The organism is Moorena sp. SIO3A2 (assembly GCF_010672265.1).
Lineage (GTDB): Bacteria > Cyanobacteriota > Cyanobacteriia > Cyanobacteriales > Coleofasciculaceae > Moorena > Moorena producens.
Genome location: NZ_JAAHHC010000058.1, coordinates 19,347 through 37,395, shown reverse-complemented (window position 1 = coordinate 37,395; position 18,049 = coordinate 19,347). Strand labels below are relative to the sequence as shown.

The window sequence follows — 18,049 nt, the reverse complement described above, 5'->3', positions numbered from 1 at the left end:
TCCTGAACTACTGCTGACTTTTTCAGCTGGTCACCCACCAGGAGGTATTGACTCAAACTATTACTCTGACTAATTTGTCAGTTTTACTGAGATCTAGTCTACCGTACTTTTAAAAGAGCCGCACCCAAATAATATGTAGAGCAGTTATAAACCAATTTATAGCTGCTCTATATAACTATTGTTTGATTGATAATTTTTCTAAAAAAACATATACAGCAGTTTGCAATTCAATTAGGTACAAATTTCTAGGTTTTTAGGGAGCAGGGACTGAGGCCGTGGGCCACGCGGGGCGCGTTCGGAGCAGGGAGTAGGGAAGAGGGAAGAGGGAAAACAATCCTGTGTACCTGATAGTTATGCAAACCGCCGTAAAAAAATAATTTTTAATAATCTCTGATTAATTTACCCATAAATTTTAATTAATAAGTGGAGAAAATTAATCTAATTTCCACTTTTTTTATATTTCCTATTCTCGATTCCCGATTCTCGATTCCCGATTCCCGATTCCCGATTCCCTAATTCCTAAAACTCAACACAAAAATCCCTGAGGTTATTGTATGATATCAAGACAGTAAAAAGCATCAGCCATAATGACTATCGGGATTTGGGTACTAGGGGATCAACTTTGGACTCAACAATCAGCGCTAAACAGTTGTCAACAAAACCATCAAAATACGCCAGTAATTCTGATTGAATCCCTAAGCTACGTCCAACAAAGACGTTACCACCGCCAAAAACTCGTATTCATTTGGTCAGCCATGGGCCACTTTAAAACCAACTCGACTTAAGCAGCACAGAAGGATTTATTCGTCAAGTCCTGGGTTGGCGGGAATATATGCACGGCATTTATATCTATATGAACCCTGACTACTCCCAAAGCAATTGGTTCAACCACACCCAGCCCCTACCTGACTTTTACTGGCATGCCGAGAAAACAGACATGAACTGTTTACTCCAAATTTTGAGTCAGGTTGAACGAACCGGTTACGCCCATCACATTCAGCGACTGATGGTGTTGAGCAATTTTGCTCTAATTGTTGGAGTTTCCCCTCAATCGATCTTAGGTGCGCTTTCCGTTGGCGAATTAAATTCGCCACGGGTCGCACCTGAAGAATGGTTTCATGGAGCCTTTATTGATGCCTATGATTGGGTCATGCAAACCAATGTGATTGGTATGGGTCAGTTTGCCGATGGCGGCATCCTAGCATCCAAACCTTACGCTGCATCAGCTAATTACATCAATAAAATGAGCGACTACTGCAGCAGTTGTGCTTACAATCCTCGGAAACGCTCTGGGGAGGGAGCCTGTCCCTTTAATTTCTTTTACTGGGATTTTCTTTGCCGCCACCGTGACCAACTCAAGGCTCAAGGCCGCATGAGTTTAGTGTTGTCTCACTTGAACAAAATCTCTGATCAAGACATACAACAAATCCGTGAAGAAACTTTTAGGTGGCGTAGATACAATATATCTGACAATATCACATAATTAGGTTAGAAGCAATTAGTCAGTGGTTATATTTTTTTTCCTTGTCTTGATGCAATAGCGAGTGGGGGAAACCACGGCAATAGCGAGTGGGGGGAACCACGGCAATAGCGAGTGGGGGAAACCCCCAAGACCGCGCTGCCTCCCCAAGACCGCGCTGCCTCCCCAAGACCGCGCTGCATCGCTGTTTTTTCCTTAAGGAGTCAACTTAAGAGTTTGTTAATCAAAGTAAACTAATTAATTAGGTGTTTCAATATACAATGACCCCATCTGTGGTCACCAGTTTTCCACCGCCAACGAAACTGTAAGAATTCTTATCGTTTGTCCCAACTTTCCCCCACAGATTCCCCACTGTTTCCACACAGAGCTTCAAGCTTTTCCACAGTTTTCCCATAGTTTTCCACAAGCTTCAACGGTGGCATTAGGTATTCCAGTTTTACTGGGGATTTTCCCGACTTAGTATTCCGCAGCAGTTAAGACCGCAGTTTATGTAAAGTTATGTAACAAAAAAGCGCCTCAAACCCTGATTATTTCGTATACATTTCGGAATTTCAACAAGAGTTGTAATATTTCGCAGCATTGACAAACCCACCCCATTTCAGATGAAAATGGTGCGACCAACCTATAAAAAAATTTGCTCTAAGCTAACCTACGCCCAGTAGCAGCGGTTAGCACGGACTACCCTAGCCGATTTGGGGATAGTTCTTAACTAAAGCAAGGGTGGCATCAAAATTCAGTGCTTCGGTGCTAGCTTGTCTTGGCTTTCTTTTGGCCAAGGCAGTTATCTGAAGTGCTTGAAATCAGGTGGCTTTTTCCAAAAATACCTTTATATGAAGAGGTGAATATGAACGCAACCGTAAGTATCCTGGCAGAAATCCCCGAAGACCTGCACGAGTCTCTCAAGCGCTACCTAGAAACCCATCCTAGCTGGGACCAAGACCGGGTCTTCGCAGCAGCACTTTCTCTGTTTTTGCTCCAAAATGGTATTGGTAAGACCCCAGAAACATCCCAGAGTTATCGGGCTTGTGCTCGTGTGTATCTGGAATCCCTCTTTCAATATCCTGCTTAATTAATCCGGGATGGGGAAAGGTATAACGTGTGAAATATAACGTGTGAAATATAACGTGTAAAGTATGACGTGTCAAGTTCAGCACCCATGCCTGCACGGCTTCCCCCTACTCCCCACTCCCCTGTTTATGATGTCCGGAAACATCGAGATCATAAAGCTGAGGTGATGGGTAACCCATTACCCATTACCCATTACCCAAACGATTTTTGACCATGAGCACTATCGAAACAACCGGACAAATTACAATTCCTAAACTGATTGTGGGTTTAGGTAATCCGGAACCCAAGTACGATAAAACGCGGCACAATATCGGTTTTGAAGTGGTCGATGCGATCGCAGGTCGATTACAGATTTCAGGAAGCGAACATCGCCGGTTTCAGGGATGGTTTGGTCAAGGAATTGGACTAAAAGGAAATAAGCTAAGCTTGCTCAAGCCCCTGACATACATGAATCGCTCTGGACAAGCAATTCGGGCGGTGACTGATTGGTACAAGCTAAAACCTGAGTCAGTCCTGATCATTTATGATGATATGGACTTACCAGTAGGGCGTTTGCGTCTGCGCCTTTCTGGTTCAGCGGGAGGACACAATGGCATGAAATCCGCAATTGCCCATCTGGGTACGCAAAACTTCCCTCGCCTGCGGATTGGCATCGGCAAATCCAGTCAGAAGCCAGACACGATCTCCCACGTCCTAGGAAAATTTTCACCCCAGGAAGCCGAGTTAATGTCTGAGGTAGTCCAACTAGCAGTTGAGGCGGTTGAACTGTCTCTTAAGCAAGGTGTGGAAAAAGCAATGAGTCTCTACAATAATCGGAATCTAGCAACTATAGCAAAGGGAACAGGGAGTAGGGAGTAGGGAGTAGGGAGTAGGGAGTAGGGAGTAGGGAGTAGGGAAGTCGGAAGTGGTAACAAATTCTGTGTACCTCATAGGTATGATAAACGCTATAGTTATAGCGCTACGCAATAACTTACATAATCTGATTAAGGCAGGAGATATCAGCTGAGCCAAAGTGTACACTCAAGGCAATATTCAAGTTTTCCAGAGACGGGACTAACCAGGGTACGCTGTTTCTGGTTTGGGACTCGTAGTGGTTAAACAAAATCGAAAATCGCTTTTCTAAATAGGGCTTGACTTTACGGCAGATCAATACAATCTTGAGCAATAGTCCAGTGGTAATGGTGGTTCCTATATTGCCAATCAAATCAACAAATGTATAGTGATGGGGGCGCTGAGGGCTTTCCACCACCAAAAAATTTAACAATTGACTACAGGTGCGCACCACCATAAATTCATTTGGCCTTTGGTAATCCCATTCAGACAAGGTGTTTTGCAAATGACTATACAACCGCTTGTTAAACTGTTGCTTCCCATAGGCCGGGTCAATCGAGGCAATCAAATATTCATATAAATCGTCCTTGAAGTCTTTGAAACAGGCTGTGTGCTGACTGTGGGTATGGAAGCTACGAGCAACATCTTGGTAAGTGTAAGACCCTTGCACTTTGCCAAAAAACTGCTTGAGAGCACTCGCCAACTCTCGTTCGGTCAGCAATGTGGGATTTGACACTGGTTGAATAATTCGTCTTGGAGTCCTGATCTGCCGATTTCGCATGACATGGGCGCATCGCACCTGATAGGTTACGTACTTAGATAAATCACACTCAAAGCGCCGTTGAACCCTAGCTTGAACTTGCCGGACAGTTTGCTGATATTCCTGAGAGCTGTCTTCACTGAGTAAGCAATGTTCATATAAGTAGGGATACCGCTGAATCAAATTTGCCACTCGCTTAGAACCATTAGAGTATAGAGGTGTATCACTCATTACTATGGATAGACGTTGCAAAGTTAGATATTGCTCTGTTCTTTTGAACAGCTGCATTAGTTCCCGCAGGCGTCTAGGAGCCCGAGAGTGAACCCTCATTGGAGACGGCACATGATCAAACAGAGCTACCAATTCTTGGACTGCTCTTCTGGTGTTTGGTTTCAGATGCCAGTGATTGATCAGAATATGGCAGCAGCGATTGATCACAAATCGGAACTCTGTCCGAGCCCGTTTATCCATTACTATCTTTTCCAAGGCCAACCAGATGTCAAAATCTTCGTATCCCACTCCATCCAGGAAGAGCCTTTTGAAGCGTTCAATTGATTGCTTGGGTGATTCTACCCTTACCCACTGGAGTAAGTGATTGTAAACTTGCTGCTCTTGCAAGCTAATATGTCGAATTTCCGATTCTTTAGAGTCTCTCCAGGTGGTCACTTTAGGTAGCTCTCCTAGGTGCTAAAGCTAGGGCTCATCAATGGTGGTTGGCTTGAGAAGATGAAAATTCAACTTTAAATGGCTTAGCTAACACAAAGAGAGTTTGGGGTATCACAATATATCTACGGCAGTAGATATATTCTAATGATCACCTAAACTTTAGGTGAGCTATTATAGTATTAGTATATCTTCATCTAGTATTTACCTAATTGTGCCAATCAGTGGAAATTGTGAAAATTAAGTAAAAACAATGTGAAATTTATTGAATTACCTGGAAAATAGAGCGTTTAGAGAAAACAGCACAATTAGGACACTGGGAGAACAATAAGGTTATGGTGTGTCGGCTTCTTGTAGGAAAATTAGTTGACATTCTCGCCGCCAAGACAGTAGGCATTCCAGAAAAAATCCTGGAAAAGTCATTCACTGGCATTACCACTGATACCCGTAACCTGGAGCCGGGTCAACTATTTTTAGCACTGCGGGGTGAAAAGTTTGATGGTCATGATTATGCATCTCTGGCAGTAGAGAAGGGGGCATTAACGGTCATTGCTGAGGCGACTAAAGTTACCAAAATCGAAGGTTTGCCCCTGATTCAGGTAGAAAATACTCTCAAAGCCTACCAGCAAATTGCTCGGTGGTGGCGTGACCAGTTTCAGATTCCGGTGATTGCTGTCACTGGTTCTGTAGGCAAAACTACCACTAAGGAGCTAATCGCAGCAGTTTTGTCTACTAAAGGAACTGTACTCAAAACCCAGGCCAATTACAACAATGAAATCGGTGTACCCAAAACCTTGCTGGAGTTGACACCAGACCATGACTATGCTGTAATCGAGATGGCAATGCGTGGTTCAGGACAGATTGCTGAATTGACCGAGATCGCCAACCCTACGGTAGGGGTGATTACTAATGTGGGTACAGCTCATATTGGTCTGTTGGGTTCTACTGAAGCGATCGCAAAAGCCAAGTGTGAGTTATTAGCCCATATGTCCAACAACGGTGTCGCGGTTCTCAATCACGACAATCAACGCCTAATTGACACCGCAGCTCAGGTTTGGCAAGGGCAAACCTTAACCTATGGTTTAGAGGGTGGTGATGTCCAAGGACAGTTGATTGCACCGGAAATCCTGAAAGTAGAGGGCATGGAGTTTCCCATCCCCCTCCCAGGTCGCCACAATGCCCTGAACTATCTCGCGGCCCTAGCCATTGGGAAATTATTGGGGGTGGATTGGGAAACCCTCAGGAATGGTTTAAACGTTGAGCTACCCCCAGGGCGATCCCAGCGTTATGAGTTACCTAACGATGTAGTGATTCTTGATGAAACCTACAATGCTGGAGTTGAATCTATGGTAGCTGCTCTCGAAATGCTGGCTCAGACTCCTGGGAAACGACATATAGCAGTACTTGGGGCGATGAAGGAATTGGGAACCAAATCCGGTGAACTTCATCAGCAAGTCGGTCAAAAGGTTGAGCAACTCAATCTAGATGGCTTGCGGATTTTGGTGGATGAAAGTGAGCCAGAAGCAGAAGCGATCGCAACCGGTGTTACTTCGGTGCCAGTTGAGTCTTTCTGTGACTCTAATCCTCTAGTGGAACATCTACTGGAGTTTGTCCAACCTGGAGATCGTCTATTGTTTAAAGCCTCCCATTCCGTTGGTCTCGATCAGGTAGTCAAGCAGTTTAAAGCAGGATTTTCCAAGCAAGATTGATACAGAGCCAACAAATCTGGACTTATCCCCAGATTGGCGATAGTTTACCGCTGAAAACTTGCTCAGCTGGCCCAGTCATGTAAACTCGCTGGTCGGTTTCGGACCATTCAATGTCGAGACAACCACCAGGAAGCTCCACGGTACAAATGCGATCGCTTTTCTGAGTTAACACACCAGCTACCACAGAAGCACAAGCCCCCGTGCCACAGGCGAGAGTTGCCCCAGCACCCCGCTCCCAAACCCGCATCTTGAGATAATCAGGGCGCACCACTTGGATAAATTCTGTATTGGTTCGTTGGGGGAAAACTGAGTGATGCTCAAACAGCGGACCAATAGTTTCCAGAGGTATGGCATCCGCATCCTCCACAAAGGTGATACAGTGAGGATTACCCATACTGACACAGGTAACCTCCCATAATTTGTCAGCTATTTCGATCGGGGTATTGATTACCTTTTGGTCAGCCTCTGCCAAAACAGTCGGAATTTGAGCTGCACTAAGCTGGGGCATGCCCATATCCACCCTGACTTTACCATCGTCCTTGAGTTCAGGAATGATCACCCCAGCCAGGGTATGGATCCGATAGTGTGTTTTGTGATTAGCCCCCTCTAAATCAGCCAGAAACTTTGCTAAACAGCGAATCCCATTACCACACATCTCTGGTTCAGAACCATCAGAGTTGAAAATCCGCATCGTATAGTCAGTACCCTCTTGTCCAGGCAGGGCAAAAATCACACCATCTGCACCGATTCCAAAATTGCGCACGCATAGCTGTAGCGCTTGCTCTGAGGTTATTCTGGGTTTTGGGTCATCCCGATTATCAATCAGAATAAAGTCATTCCCCAGTCCATGGTACTTTGTAAACTCCATAGTCAACCTCCTGATTCATCTGCTCTGGCGCAATGGTAATTCTTTTGCAGCCTTTTGTTTAAGTTTCGCGAATTTTCGTCGATTTAGCTACCGACTGATTAAAATACTTTTTCTGATTATGCTGCCCAAAATCCCAAAAACCCTCCTGGCCAAGTATGATTGGTTATGATTGGTAGGGTTCCCAAACATCCCACGATTTTTTGTGATTATGGCCCAATTCGATACCGGCTTGCCCAGTATTAGTCAAATTCAAGGCTATATCAAAGACCAACAACTCCTAGAGCTAAAACTTCTCACTGGGGATTCCTTCAGGGGGAAGTTGTGCTGGCAAGATCAAAACTGCCTGTGTCTGATCACTCAAGATCAGCAGACCATCATGATCCCTCATCATGCGATCGCTTATCTAAAGCCAGAGGCAGCTGAAGGCTGAAGGCTCAAGGCTCAAGGCTCAAGACTGTTCGCCGGATAGCCTTCGGTTTAGGGTAGGCTGAAATGGGTTTATTGGTGGATCAAGGTTAACTAAAAACTTGATCCACAACCAAGCATTACCCTTCAACCTTTTAGAATTTAGAATTTAGAATTTAGAATTTAGAATTTAGAATTTAGAATTTAGAATTTAGACTTCTGGCTTCTACCTTCTGCCTTCTGCCTTCTGCCTTCTGCCTTCTACCTTCTGCCTTCTGCCTTCTGCCTTCTGCCTTCTGCCTTCTGCCTTCACCATTCTACCTTCTTAATTCTGCCTTCTTAATTCTACATTCTAAATTCTGCATTCTACATTCATACTTCGTACTTTATTTTTGATTTACAACTTATAGCTTAGTCCAGTCAGTAACAATATAGTTGCAATAATACAGCCCAAGCATCCCAGGGCAAGATTAGTCATATTTGATTGACTTGCTGATGCTAGGGCTGTATTGAGATCCGGTGAAGTTAGACGTTCATAGTTTTTTATTGCTACATTAGCTTCTGGTAAAGAAGAGATCAGACTACCAATAAAATAATGTAATCCCACAAAAACTGCTGAGCCCAACCACTGACTTAATACTGAACTATAGAGTTCCGTATACGCCAAAAATAAGGCATTTAAAATATAACATAATACCGTCAGTGATATAGTACCTAAAATAAACTTCCACCAACTTGACTCAAAATCTTCCTCAGTTATATCTTCAAATAATCCTGGGCGCTTAGTTTTCAAGTTATTTTCAAAATACACAAATATACCGATCCCAATTATACAGATAAACACTCCGATTAATAACCAGTGCCATGTTCTCAATGGGATGTCTTCTGATAAATAATTAAACTGAAACCCTCCCGTTAGGCACCAATAGGCTACACTGGCAAATCCAAACATAGTTAAAGACATGATTGAATGCCAAACAACCAACTTTTTTTCACTATTAATTAGAGTAAGTAGACTTAAGATATTATTGAAATCCCTCTTAAAAAACCACTTAACTAAAACAAATAATGGAGCAACAATAAACATAAGATAAATGTTGGCAAAATTGGAGCCTAGTGGGGTAGCTATCCCTCCTAGCCTACCTAATCCCAGTGAGACAAGCATTAAAAGTAACTCAGGATTATTGGTACTTGAGTTAATCACCAAGGTGCGTTGCTCGCGCCCTAAATAGTCACCAGCAAGACCCGCTGCACAGCTCACCATCAAGTCAGTGGTGTAGGGAATTAACCAAAAGCAAAATGTTACGGCTGTAATTAAAGAAATCACCAGGAATGGGATTTCACCAATGAAATCATGGAGCTTGATGATCCAACTGTCCATTAATTTAAACCTCGACTTAGTTTGGCAATCGTGAGTTACCCTTAAAAAAACTATTTCATAGTTTGGTATTGATTGATATAGAGCATCCATCGACCGAATTAGCCTAACCGTTAGTGTGATAGACTATCGACCTTAGTTAGATGTCCTTTTATGATGGCACCTGGCTCAAGATTCCCGGTCCCGTTCATCTGCAAACTAGATGGAATTGGAAACACACTGGGCTAAATGATAGTCTATGCCCTAGTAGCTAAAGAGTAAAAATCTTAGTCTAATTTGTATAAGTCAGTGAAATCACTATCCTCTCATGGCTCACTATCAGGGCTAGAGCACTATTCTCCTTCTAGTCCCACCCCACTTCTGAGTGCAAAGCACCTTGCAAAAGGTCTGATTAAAACGACAGCAATAGCCCTGGCATCGGGTTTTGTAGCCCTGTGCCAACCAGTGCAAGCTTTACAGGTACAAGTTCAACCAGACAATCCCCAGTTAGGCGATACTTTGTCAGTGGTAATTCAAACCGAAACAGTCGGTTCACCACCGAGCGTTTCTATGGGTCAAAAGACCTATCCTACCTTTGCAACAGGGACAAATCGTTATCGAGCTTTAGTACCCACTACACCATTAGATAAACCAGGAAAATTGGTTTTGCGGGTGGCTGGTGATGGTAAAGTCAACAACATAGCTGTACCACTTAAGAATCGCTCTTTCCCTGTCCAACGCATCTGGCTGTCTGGCAAAGCCTCTGCCCCAGCAACCCAATTTGAATTAAATCGGGTTGCCCAGTTTAAAAAATTAGTGACACCAGAAAAATTCTGGAATGGTAAGTTCTATAGACCCAACAATGCTCGTGTCTCCAGCGTTTTCGGTATTCGTCGCTACTACAACGGTGTCTTTGCTAACAACTACTACCATCGTGGTGTTGACTATGCCGGTGGCTTCGGTTCACCAGTAGTAGCACCAGCAGCAGGACGAATAGCACTAGTAGGACGAGAGTCTCAAGGTTTCCGGGTTCATGGTAACACCGTAGGGATTAACCATGGTCAAGGGGTACTCAGTATTATGCTGCACTTGAGCCAAATTAAAGTTAAAGAGGGGGATTTCGTTCAAGCTGGCCAGGTCATTGGTAGCATTGGTTCTACAGGTGCTTCCACTGGTCCTCATCTACATTGGGGTCTCTATGTTCACGGTCAGTCGGTTGACCCAGTACCCTGGAGATGGGAAGGTGTAAATTGACTTTCCGCCAGCCCATCACTTAGCTAAACCGCGAGAAGCCCCGCACTTTACCTTCATTGGGTAAGTGTCGTATGGGAAGCGCGGGGCAAGGGTCGGAACGTCGAAATGCCAATGGGCTATACTAGGGACAGTAGGGAAAACAAATTAAGAGCTAACCGCCACCTACTAGCTAAACATAGAACGAGTTGTATTGTTCCGGCGCGGAGGGGCATCCCGTGTCGTTAATAAAGTAACCCGTGTAACCGAATCGTTGGATGGTGTTGGTAAGAAGCCCGCGCTGTACCGCGCTTGTCAGCGTCGGGAGTATGTCACCTGGATCACCTATACTATAACTAAGCCAGCACATTTGATATCATAGATAAATCTAAACATCAAGGGTAAAGGTTAAAGGTTAAAGGTAACCGGCAAGAGCGAACAATTTTCTTTCCTCTTGCCCTTTCCCAATTAGTTAGCTGTTAACTTGTCCTTCCTTTAGGACTTAGTCGTTATTTACCATTACTCAATAAATTCCTCGTGTTTGCAGTTAGTCATGGGCTAAAGCCCTATGCCTCACTTACTCCTACTCTTTTTTTGATTTTACTAGGAAATTCCACTAACCACTCACTTCCCTTCACGAAATTCCCCAGATTCATCTATCGGGATCAGCTTAATCAGATCAAGACGAAGCTAAATTCCTAGATTATACTATTAATTATTTTAACCATTAAACCAATAGCTATTCAATCTACTCATGAGAATTGAGCAAATTATAGAAAAAGCCTTGAAAGATGGGTACTTAACTCCCCTGATGGAGAGTGAGGTCGGTCGCCTTTGTGACACAGCTTCGGAACTCTCCATTGAAGAATATATGGCATTAGACAAACTGATGGGGGCGCTTCTATCTGGTGAAGTGGTTACAGTTGCTCGCAAGCAGTTTATCAATGTCATGGAAGAGTTGGTATTAAGCGAAGCAATTGATCAAGTTACCAAGATAGAAGACAAGAGCGATCGCTTTCTGGAGGTAGGAGATATTGCTGCCTATGCCCTCAATAGACTGCCCCCTCTCTATGCTACTACCGAGAAAGGTGCTCAATACCAGCGTAAAAGAGCAAAGCAAGACCTAATGGATTTAATTAACCATCAAGTCAAGGATGCCATAGCCAAATACCTAGAGCGACCTCATTTTGGCGCTGATCGCCAAGCAATCCGCAAACAAACCAGCAAAGATCTGATGGGACAGATTAGTAACATGTTAGAGGGCTGTGCACCAGGCTTTGAGCCAAAGCCTCAGCGCTCAAATGGATTACATGGATTACGTTGAGTCATTGTTAACATGTGATGTTTAAAAAAACATTTTAAAGTATAATTTTTACAACTGAAATGTTTAATTCCTGACAATGACTGGTGTTCCTAGACTGACCTGCTCATACAACTGTTTAATATCCTGGTTGAGCATCCGTAAGCAGCCGTGGGAAACCGCTTTGCCGATTAGCTCTTCTTCATCAGTGCCATGAAGCCCGATTTGATGGTGCCCGTCAGACCAAAAACCAATCCACCTTTCTCCTAAAGGATTATCAGGTCCAGGAGGTATGAGTTCACCAGTAATCGGTTCTTTCCAAATAGGGTTGGGTTGTTTGCGAATAATTTTGAAACTGCCAGTGGGTGTATCCCAACCTGGTTTACCAATAGCAACTGGGTGGCTCTGGAGCAATTGTTCTCCCCAGTACAAGTAAACCGTAGTATCACTCAAATCCACAACTACCTGGTAAGTAATAGCAGCAATTGCGTCAGTAAAATAAGAGGTGGCTGGTAAAACCTTGGGAATTTTTGATTTCAGTCTCTTTGGCGTTACCTGAGGTTCTACCAGATCTGAGGCTGTCTTTTCGGATGACAACGGTTCCAGTTCTGGGTATACTGAAGAGGTTTTTGTCAACGTCTTATCTGTACTGAGTCCTGCTATGGTCAACCGAGAGGTTGCTGGCAAGACCTGGCTAATTTCAGGTGTAAGTTGCTTCAGCTTAAGCTGTGGTAGTTTAGCTGAGATTAACAATCCTGCTGACCCAAAGCAAAAGATCATTAAGCTGGTGTTAATTGAGTGGATTATGGCCATAATTAATTTAATTAATAGTTAATTAATAGGTAATGACTAGTTAATTTAATAGTTAATTAGCTGTTTACTGGCTCAGTCCACTACGAGCGTGAAAATGTAAGATAGACTAGTGCTCGATGAACGGGAACCAATCGCAGAAGTTGGGAGTCAATGAGAGGAAGAAAGTTTTAAAAGCTATTCCAATCATGAGCCAACCAATTTCTCTATCCTGGTCAACAGAGGTAAAGCTTCCTCAAGTGCCGGTGCAACCTGAGAAACTCTCTAACTATGATTTGGTTTTACGCTGTCAGGAAGGTATGAGTCCTGACCGCACAGCCTTTGCTGAGCTACTACGTCGGTATCAGTCCCACGTGGACAAGATTTTGTATCACTTAGCACCAGACTGGCAAGATCGCTCCGATTTAGCCCAAGAGGTCTGGATTAGGGTTTACCGTAATATTAAACGACTTAATGAACCAGTCAAGTTCAAAGGTTGGTTAAGCCGTATTGCCACCAATCTGTTCTATGATGAGCTCCGCAAACGCAAGCGGGTAGCCCACCCCCTGTCTCTGGATGCACCACGTCATATGGATGATGGCGATATGGATTGGGAAATTGCTTCAGCAGAGCCTGGTCCAGAAGAAGATATGACGACCAGAGAGTTTTATGAGCAACTGCACAAGGCAATATCAGAGTTGCCAGAAGTGTTTCGTACTACCATTATCCTTAGGGAAATCGAAGGTATGGCTTATGAAGAAATTGCTGAAATTACTGGCGCTTCTCTCGGAACCGTTAAGTCTAGAATCGCTAGAGCAAGAGCGAGATTGCAATCTCACCTGCAAGCTTATCTAGATTCCTAAACATCAGTATAGTTACTTAATAATATATCAAATTTTTACAAGGCTTGCGTGAGTCAGATCTTTATCTAAAGCGCCGGATTTAACAAGACAAGCTTAATCAGATCTTTATCTAAAGCGCCGGATTTCCTTTATTGGTTATTCCCTTAAAATAAAAAATATCGGAGATCTAGTGTGGGGAGTTTACGATGACTCGTTGGTGATGAGAAAATGACCTCTAAATTTAACCCTGATAACAATTATGGGCAGGAATCTGCCAAAGATATGGATTCCCTCAAACGCGATAGCTTTCAATTAATCAGTGCTTACGTTGATGGGGAAGTAACATCAGCAGAGCGCTCTGAAGTCCAGCAGCTATTGGCAACTGACCCAGATGCCAAACGATTATACAATCGACTGGTGATGCTACGTCAGGCATTCCGAACCATGCCCGTCCCACCAACAGAGCAACCAGCTCAAGAACTGGCACAGCAAGTTTTCTCAAAAATTGACCGCCGCCGGAATCGCCGAAAATTTGTTTGGGGTGGTGCCACCCTTGCTGCCATGTTTGTCGGTGCAGTTTCGATGATTGTGCCTAATGGCTCGTCACCAGAGCTAAAGATAGCGGAGCAAACAGAACCCCTCAGGATTGCTGTGAATCGACCGCTGCTTGAGATACCTAAAGCTCCAGTGTCATCTCCTAGACCGGCTGGGATTATACCAGAACTTAAGGGAAATGTCAATAATCCTAATTTGAATTAAATTAACTTAAATGGGATAAATAAATGGGATAAATGGTTCTTGCCTCGGCTTGGAACTAATCGCTATTTCAGTTTTTACTATTTCAGTGTTTAGCTTGTAGTTTGCTGATCAACTCATAAAACGGCTCCCAATTATCTTCCTGAGTAATTGGCTCCCAAACTGCCTCAATCACAGGTCTAAGTAAAGCAGTTTGCGGATTCTTATCTCGCAAAAGTGCTGACATATCCTTGAGCTGATCAACTGATAAATTTTGTAAAAGGTGGTGGTAGAAATTGCGCCAATCTGCTAGGGAGGAATACTTAGCATCTGACTCCCAAAAGGATTCTCGGCTCATTATCTTACTAACATCATCTCGCCAACTCTTATCAAACTGTTGGGCTAATTCAGCAAAGAAAGCGTGATAACCCACCTGAGTATCTTGCAGGAACTGAATCGTTAACCTCAATAACTCTGACTCTTCCGATTCTGGCAACTGTTCAAATCCCAGTTTATTCAGCATCAAGTGCCGATAATTGCGGTAATAATGTTTCCCAAACTCGGCTAAACCTGCTTCCATCTCCGATGTTGGGATTACCATCCCTAACGGTTGCTGAAGCATTTCTAAATTTAACTGACAAATTCCAGGCTGATTGCCGTAACTATAGCGCCTGTAATAGTCAAAGTAAGCAGCGGTAAACTTAGGGTCATAGGTGGGGATAAAGGCATAAGGTCCATAATCAAAACTTTCTCCAGTAATCGACATATTGTCGGTATTTAAGACACCGTGACAAAAACCCGCTGCCATCCACTGGGCTGCCAATCGAGCCACTCGTTCCACCAACTCGGCGTAAAACTGAGCATACTGCTCTTGTTTCTTATCCTCCCTGAGGGGGATGATGGCTGGGTAGTACTGCTCAATCACATGGTCTAATAGCTTTTTGATTAAATCCGGACGCTTAAAGTAATGCAGTCGCTCAAAGGTACCAAACCGGATATGGGAACGGCTAAAACGTACTATCACTGATGAGCGAGTTGGAGAGGGTTCATCACCCCGCCACAGTTGCTCACCAGTTTCAATCAGGCTCAGACAACGGGAGGTCAAAACGCCAAGATTGTGCAACGCTTCAGCTGCAAGTACTTCCCGCACCCCTCCTTTGAGGGTCAGTCTACCATCGGCAGTTCGGGAGTAGGGTGTGGTGCCAGAGCCTTTGGTACCGAAGTCGTAAAGTTCCCCATCGATACCTCTTACTTGACCATAGAGAAAACCTCTGCCATCCCCTAGTCTAGGGTTATATTCACCAAATTGATAGCCGTGGTAGCGCAGGGCTAAAAAGGGTCGAACTCCCTGAAATTTACCGAAAGCTTGGATAAAGTCTTGGTCGTTAGTGTCTTGGGGATTTAACCCAATACGGGGTAGCAATTGGTCGTTACGAAACCGCAGGATATGCCTGGGAAATTCTGCTGCTGCTACTTCGTCAAAATAGTCATATCCCAGGGATTCTAAAGCTGGCTCGTAGTTGAGAGAAAGGAACATATCGATCAGGGCTTCTTAGCTCTTAGGGAATAGGTTGGCAAAGGAATAGTTTTTTTATTCACCACAAAGACCCAAAGAATGATAAACCATCTAAGATTGTTAACGAAGGAAGAAAGCAGATTTGATCTAAGATATGCCTAATTCTATAATGTTCCAGGAAGATGGGTATGTAGTTCTCGAAACGAATCAACCAGAGGTGATTCTGACTCCAATGGAGTTAAAGTCAAAGTTAATGGCAATCTTGGCAAATCGTCAGGATGATTTGCCCAGGGATTTGCAGCATTTGACCTCTTTGGAGGAGCAAGGACAGTATTTGATGGAGACCAGCTGTGAATTAGATGTAGGACCTGGAGAGTATTTACAGTGGTATGTAGTCCGCCTGTAGAAACTATACCGGCAACAGAACAGGAGCGCTGAGCGCCGATGTCTAGGCAAGAACTCGGCGCTCAGCGTGACGGGTTGGTATATGACCGACTGTTTGAAATCAGAATCCCCGTCTAGGTAACAGCGGGGAGCTTTAAAGGTAAGGTCTTTACACGCTGGTGCTTTCTTCGGGCATTGCCACTAGTGCTACATCCACCTGGTCTTCTTCAAGTTGGGTTAAATCTACTTTAATACCAGGTCCAAAGAATTTTTCCAGTTTTTCCTGCTTTTTGAGCCAAGTCTCAAAAGGAATTAGTGGGGAGTCAAATTCGAGAATTAAGGCATAAGCACCATCCACCGAAGTTTCTCGTAAACCCATCAACACAGGTCTTTCTTCATCAGTAGGAGATAAACCCAGGCTTTCCAAGGAACTATCTAGATGGGCTTCTTGACCATAACGATATCGCGTTACGTCTTTGCGAATTTGATTTTGGATTGGGGTGGCGGTTTCCTCTCGCAGCGTCAGGACTTCAGGAATTGTTGGTTGGCTTAATTCTACAGGCTTTAACTCCGCAGCTTTGAGGGCAAGACCTCCTAGTAGAATTGGAATTCCGTAAAAGAATCCCACTAGATTCACTGTAGCATTATCGGTGGCGTAGGCAACAAAGCCGATTACGGTCAGTAATCCACCAATGACTAGACCTAAAGTTCCTAGGGAAGTTCGGGGTAACATTATTTAGCTATGTAACAGAAATAACTCCAGTTTTATTATCCTAGAGCGCTGGTCAAGTCATAGAAGTTGACAAAATGACCGATATATGGGTTAAAGTAAAATTCCTCCACTCCTATCCCCCCTATTTCCCCTATACCCCATTGACAGATCATCAAATTGACCCAATACTTCATTCTGACTTAACCGATATTCCAGACTCTGGCTAAGTCAGAATGAAGTAATAAATGCACCCAGTCTTTCTCTGACATACTTTATTCCCCTTTTTATGGGAAAATTTGATCGTTATTATAAAATTGTTGTAGACAAGAGACAGCCAAAAATGGAATTGGAAAAAATTAAGGAGCGAATTACCTTAATCACCAGTAAACGGGAATCCTTGCTACGGCTTCTGGAGCAACCAGATTTGGGAACCCTCCGAATTGATGTTAATCAAGCCCTAGAAGAACTCGATGACCTAATCGATGAATTTAAGCGTACTTTCCCGGAATAAAAAGGCTAACTGATGCCTCAAACAATTGGCGTTGCTGATTAATGGAATAATTGAAGGTAATTAGGTAATAGGGAAATCAGCCCACTATAATAATTGCATAATTCCTTAGTTTAGCAGCGCGTTATTCTAGTTTTCGTTTCTCAGCTGATTTTAGCTAGTGGTTCTAGATGGTTAAGTTTACTGCTGCCCATTTTCCTAACTAAATTAATTAGATCTGAAGTGGCAACATCTTTCCTACAAAAGATATCAACGGGAGCAGTTTGGCTCATCACTTCAATTTGGGGGTCTTCTACTGAAGAGTAGGCAATGATTTTAGTGTCTGGCTCTAGGCTTTTGATCCGGGTGGCTGCACTTAGACCATCCATCATAGGCATTTGTAGATCAAGTACAATCACATCCGGGTGATGGCACTCTACCATATCAATGGCTTCTTTCCCGTTACTAGCAAGAGCAACTATCTCAATATTCTCCTGAGCCGAAAATGCTAAATGAAGGCTATATCGAGTTAATTCATGGTCGTCAACTACTAGAACTCGCAAGGCAGGATGCTCACAGGACAACATAGGAAGACGCTGATCATTGTTTGACTTTTTCAGTCTAATAAGTTAGATTGTAAAATTTTATCTACCTTTCGAGATAATCAACTCATCATTTCATGAATTTATTACATTGACGACAATACCAATTTACATTGATACGTAGAACCTGATGTGACATACTCCCAACCTTGCCACCCTGACAGGGGTAGGTTTTTTACATTTGGGTCAAGAGTCGGGAGTCGGGAGTCGGGAGTCGGGAGTCGGGAGTCGGGAGTCGGAAGTCGGGAGTCGGAAGTCGGGAGTCGGGAGCGGTGCGACCCGTGGCGAATTTAATTCGACGACTGTAAGCG

Annotated in this window: 21 protein-coding genes and 1 pseudogene; 14 read left to right on the top strand and 8 right to left on the bottom strand. The window is 43.7% G+C overall.

The annotated features are described in order from the left end of the window. Window positions 1-587: 587 nt before the first annotated feature. Both F6K64_RS38575 and F6K64_RS33280 read left to right on the top strand, forming a co-directional pair. A complete protein-coding gene (locus F6K64_RS38575) occupies window positions 588-785 on the top strand; it encodes a cryptochrome/photolyase family protein (RefSeq protein WP_008190035.1) in 198 nt (65 codons plus the stop codon). After that, a pseudogene (locus F6K64_RS33280) lies at window positions 770-1,483 on the top strand (cryptochrome/photolyase family protein); the annotation flags it as partial. The gene F6K64_RS38575 and the pseudogene F6K64_RS33280, both read left to right, overlap by 16 nt. 26 nt (window positions 1,484-1,509) lie before the next feature. Here F6K64_RS33280 and F6K64_RS33275 read toward each other — a convergent pair. Next, entirely contained in the window at window positions 1,510-1,662 is a 153-nt protein-coding gene (locus F6K64_RS33275) for a hypothetical protein (protein ID WP_154659953.1), read from the bottom strand. Window positions 1,663-2,324: 662 nt separating this feature from the next. Between F6K64_RS33275 and F6K64_RS33270 the strand changes: the two genes are divergently transcribed. From F6K64_RS33270 to pth, 3 genes are all read left to right on the top strand, one after another. After that, window positions 2,325-2,549: a DUF2811 domain-containing protein gene (locus F6K64_RS33270; RefSeq protein WP_070391159.1), complete on the top strand. Its 225-nt coding sequence runs from the start codon at window positions 2,325-2,327 to the stop codon at window positions 2,547-2,549. 69 nt (window positions 2,550-2,618) lie between these two features. After that, the gene (locus tag F6K64_RS33265) at window positions 2,619-2,759 is read left to right on the top strand and encodes a hypothetical protein (protein ID WP_287267606.1); all 141 of its coding nucleotides are present in this window, start codon (window positions 2,619-2,621) and stop codon (window positions 2,757-2,759) included. A 2-nt stretch (window positions 2,760-2,761) separates the two neighbouring features. Beyond that, window positions 2,762-3,406 carry an aminoacyl-tRNA hydrolase gene (gene pth / locus F6K64_RS33260; RefSeq protein ID WP_287267605.1) on the top strand — a complete coding sequence of 215 codons (645 nt, stop codon included), beginning with the start codon at window positions 2,762-2,764 and terminating at the stop codon, window positions 3,404-3,406. Between the two features lie 112 nt (window positions 3,407-3,518). On the opposite strand, the gene F6K64_RS33255 is transcribed toward pth, so the two are convergent. Next, complete coding sequence (locus F6K64_RS33255) at window positions 3,519-4,805, bottom strand: Sll1247 family protein (protein WP_008190025.1); 1,287 nt, start codon at window positions 4,803-4,805, stop codon at window positions 3,519-3,521. Between the two features lie 332 nt (window positions 4,806-5,137). Between F6K64_RS33255 and F6K64_RS33250 the strand changes: the two genes are divergently transcribed. Continuing rightward, on the top strand, window positions 5,138-6,511 hold the full coding sequence (locus F6K64_RS33250; RefSeq protein WP_287267603.1) for a UDP-N-acetylmuramoyl-tripeptide--D-alanyl-D-alanine ligase: 1,374 nt from the start codon (window positions 5,138-5,140) through the stop codon (window positions 6,509-6,511). A 22-nt stretch (window positions 6,512-6,533) separates the two neighbouring features. Here the strand turns inward: F6K64_RS33250 and dapF are convergent, their stop codons facing one another. Next, window positions 6,534-7,385, bottom strand: a complete 852-nt coding sequence (gene dapF, locus F6K64_RS33245; protein WP_287254109.1) for a diaminopimelate epimerase — start codon at window positions 7,383-7,385, stop codon at window positions 6,534-6,536. 202 nt (window positions 7,386-7,587) lie between these two features. On the opposite strand from dapF, the gene F6K64_RS33240 reads away from it, so the two are divergent. Next, window positions 7,588-7,809: an Hfq-related RNA-binding protein gene (locus F6K64_RS33240; protein ID WP_008190019.1), complete on the top strand. Its 222-nt coding sequence runs from the start codon at window positions 7,588-7,590 to the stop codon at window positions 7,807-7,809. 372 nt (window positions 7,810-8,181) lie between these two features. Here the strand turns inward: F6K64_RS33240 and F6K64_RS33235 are convergent, their stop codons facing one another. Beyond that, window positions 8,182-9,111, bottom strand: coding sequence for a hypothetical protein (locus tag F6K64_RS33235; RefSeq protein ID WP_287267602.1), 930 nt, complete (start codon window positions 9,109-9,111; stop codon window positions 8,182-8,184). A 339-nt stretch (window positions 9,112-9,450) separates the two neighbouring features. Here F6K64_RS33235 and F6K64_RS33230 point away from each other — a divergent pair, with 339 nt between their 5' ends. Continuing rightward, the gene (locus F6K64_RS33230; RefSeq protein WP_008190014.1) at window positions 9,451-10,395 is read left to right on the top strand and encodes a M23 family metallopeptidase; all 945 of its coding nucleotides are present in this window, start codon (window positions 9,451-9,453) and stop codon (window positions 10,393-10,395) included. A gap of 730 nt (window positions 10,396-11,125) precedes the next feature. Beyond that, window positions 11,126-11,695: a late competence development ComFB family protein gene (locus F6K64_RS33225; RefSeq protein ID WP_008190011.1), complete on the top strand. Its 570-nt coding sequence runs from the start codon at window positions 11,126-11,128 to the stop codon at window positions 11,693-11,695. Between the two features lie 63 nt (window positions 11,696-11,758). On the opposite strand, the gene F6K64_RS33220 is transcribed toward F6K64_RS33225, so the two are convergent. Continuing rightward, entirely contained in the window at window positions 11,759-12,484 is a 726-nt protein-coding gene (locus F6K64_RS33220) for a L,D-transpeptidase (protein ID WP_008190009.1), read from the bottom strand. Window positions 12,485-12,669: 185 nt separating this feature from the next. On the opposite strand from F6K64_RS33220, the gene F6K64_RS33215 reads away from it, so the two are divergent. Together F6K64_RS33215 and F6K64_RS33210 are read left to right on the top strand one after the other, a co-directional pair. After that, window positions 12,670-13,323, top strand: coding sequence for a sigma-70 family RNA polymerase sigma factor (locus F6K64_RS33215; protein ID WP_044495298.1), 654 nt, complete (start codon window positions 12,670-12,672; stop codon window positions 13,321-13,323). A 207-nt stretch (window positions 13,324-13,530) separates the two neighbouring features. Then, window positions 13,531-14,061, top strand: a complete 531-nt coding sequence (locus F6K64_RS33210) for an anti-sigma factor family protein (protein ID WP_008190004.1) — start codon at window positions 13,531-13,533, stop codon at window positions 14,059-14,061. A gap of 82 nt (window positions 14,062-14,143) precedes the next feature. On the opposite strand, the gene F6K64_RS33205 is transcribed toward F6K64_RS33210, so the two are convergent. Further along, a complete protein-coding gene (locus tag F6K64_RS33205) occupies window positions 14,144-15,574 on the bottom strand; it encodes a protein adenylyltransferase SelO (protein WP_008190002.1) in 1,431 nt (476 codons plus the stop codon). A gap of 133 nt (window positions 15,575-15,707) precedes the next feature. On the opposite strand from F6K64_RS33205, the gene F6K64_RS33200 reads away from it, so the two are divergent. Next, complete coding sequence (locus F6K64_RS33200; protein WP_044495296.1) at window positions 15,708-15,959, top strand: CRR7 family NDH-1 assembly protein; 252 nt, start codon at window positions 15,708-15,710, stop codon at window positions 15,957-15,959. A gap of 147 nt (window positions 15,960-16,106) precedes the next feature. Here F6K64_RS33200 and F6K64_RS33195 read toward each other — a convergent pair whose 3' ends face one another. Continuing rightward, entirely contained in the window at window positions 16,107-16,670 is a 564-nt protein-coding gene (locus F6K64_RS33195) for a DUF2854 domain-containing protein (RefSeq protein ID WP_008189999.1), read from the bottom strand. Between the two features lie 319 nt (window positions 16,671-16,989). Between F6K64_RS33195 and F6K64_RS33190 the strand changes: the two genes are divergently transcribed. Beyond that, window positions 16,990-17,160 carry a hypothetical protein gene (locus tag F6K64_RS33190; protein ID WP_165691818.1) on the top strand — a complete coding sequence of 57 codons (171 nt, stop codon included), beginning with the start codon at window positions 16,990-16,992 and terminating at the stop codon, window positions 17,158-17,160. Between the two features lie 140 nt (window positions 17,161-17,300). Here the strand turns inward: F6K64_RS33190 and F6K64_RS33185 are convergent, their stop codons facing one another. Next, window positions 17,301-17,723, bottom strand: coding sequence for a response regulator (locus F6K64_RS33185; protein ID WP_008189993.1), 423 nt, complete (start codon window positions 17,721-17,723; stop codon window positions 17,301-17,303). A gap of 147 nt (window positions 17,724-17,870) precedes the next feature. Between F6K64_RS33185 and F6K64_RS33180 the strand changes: the two genes are divergently transcribed. Then, window positions 17,871-18,032, top strand: a complete 162-nt coding sequence (locus F6K64_RS33180; protein WP_154659952.1) for a hypothetical protein — start codon at window positions 17,871-17,873, stop codon at window positions 18,030-18,032. Window positions 18,033-18,049: the final 17 nt, after the last annotated feature.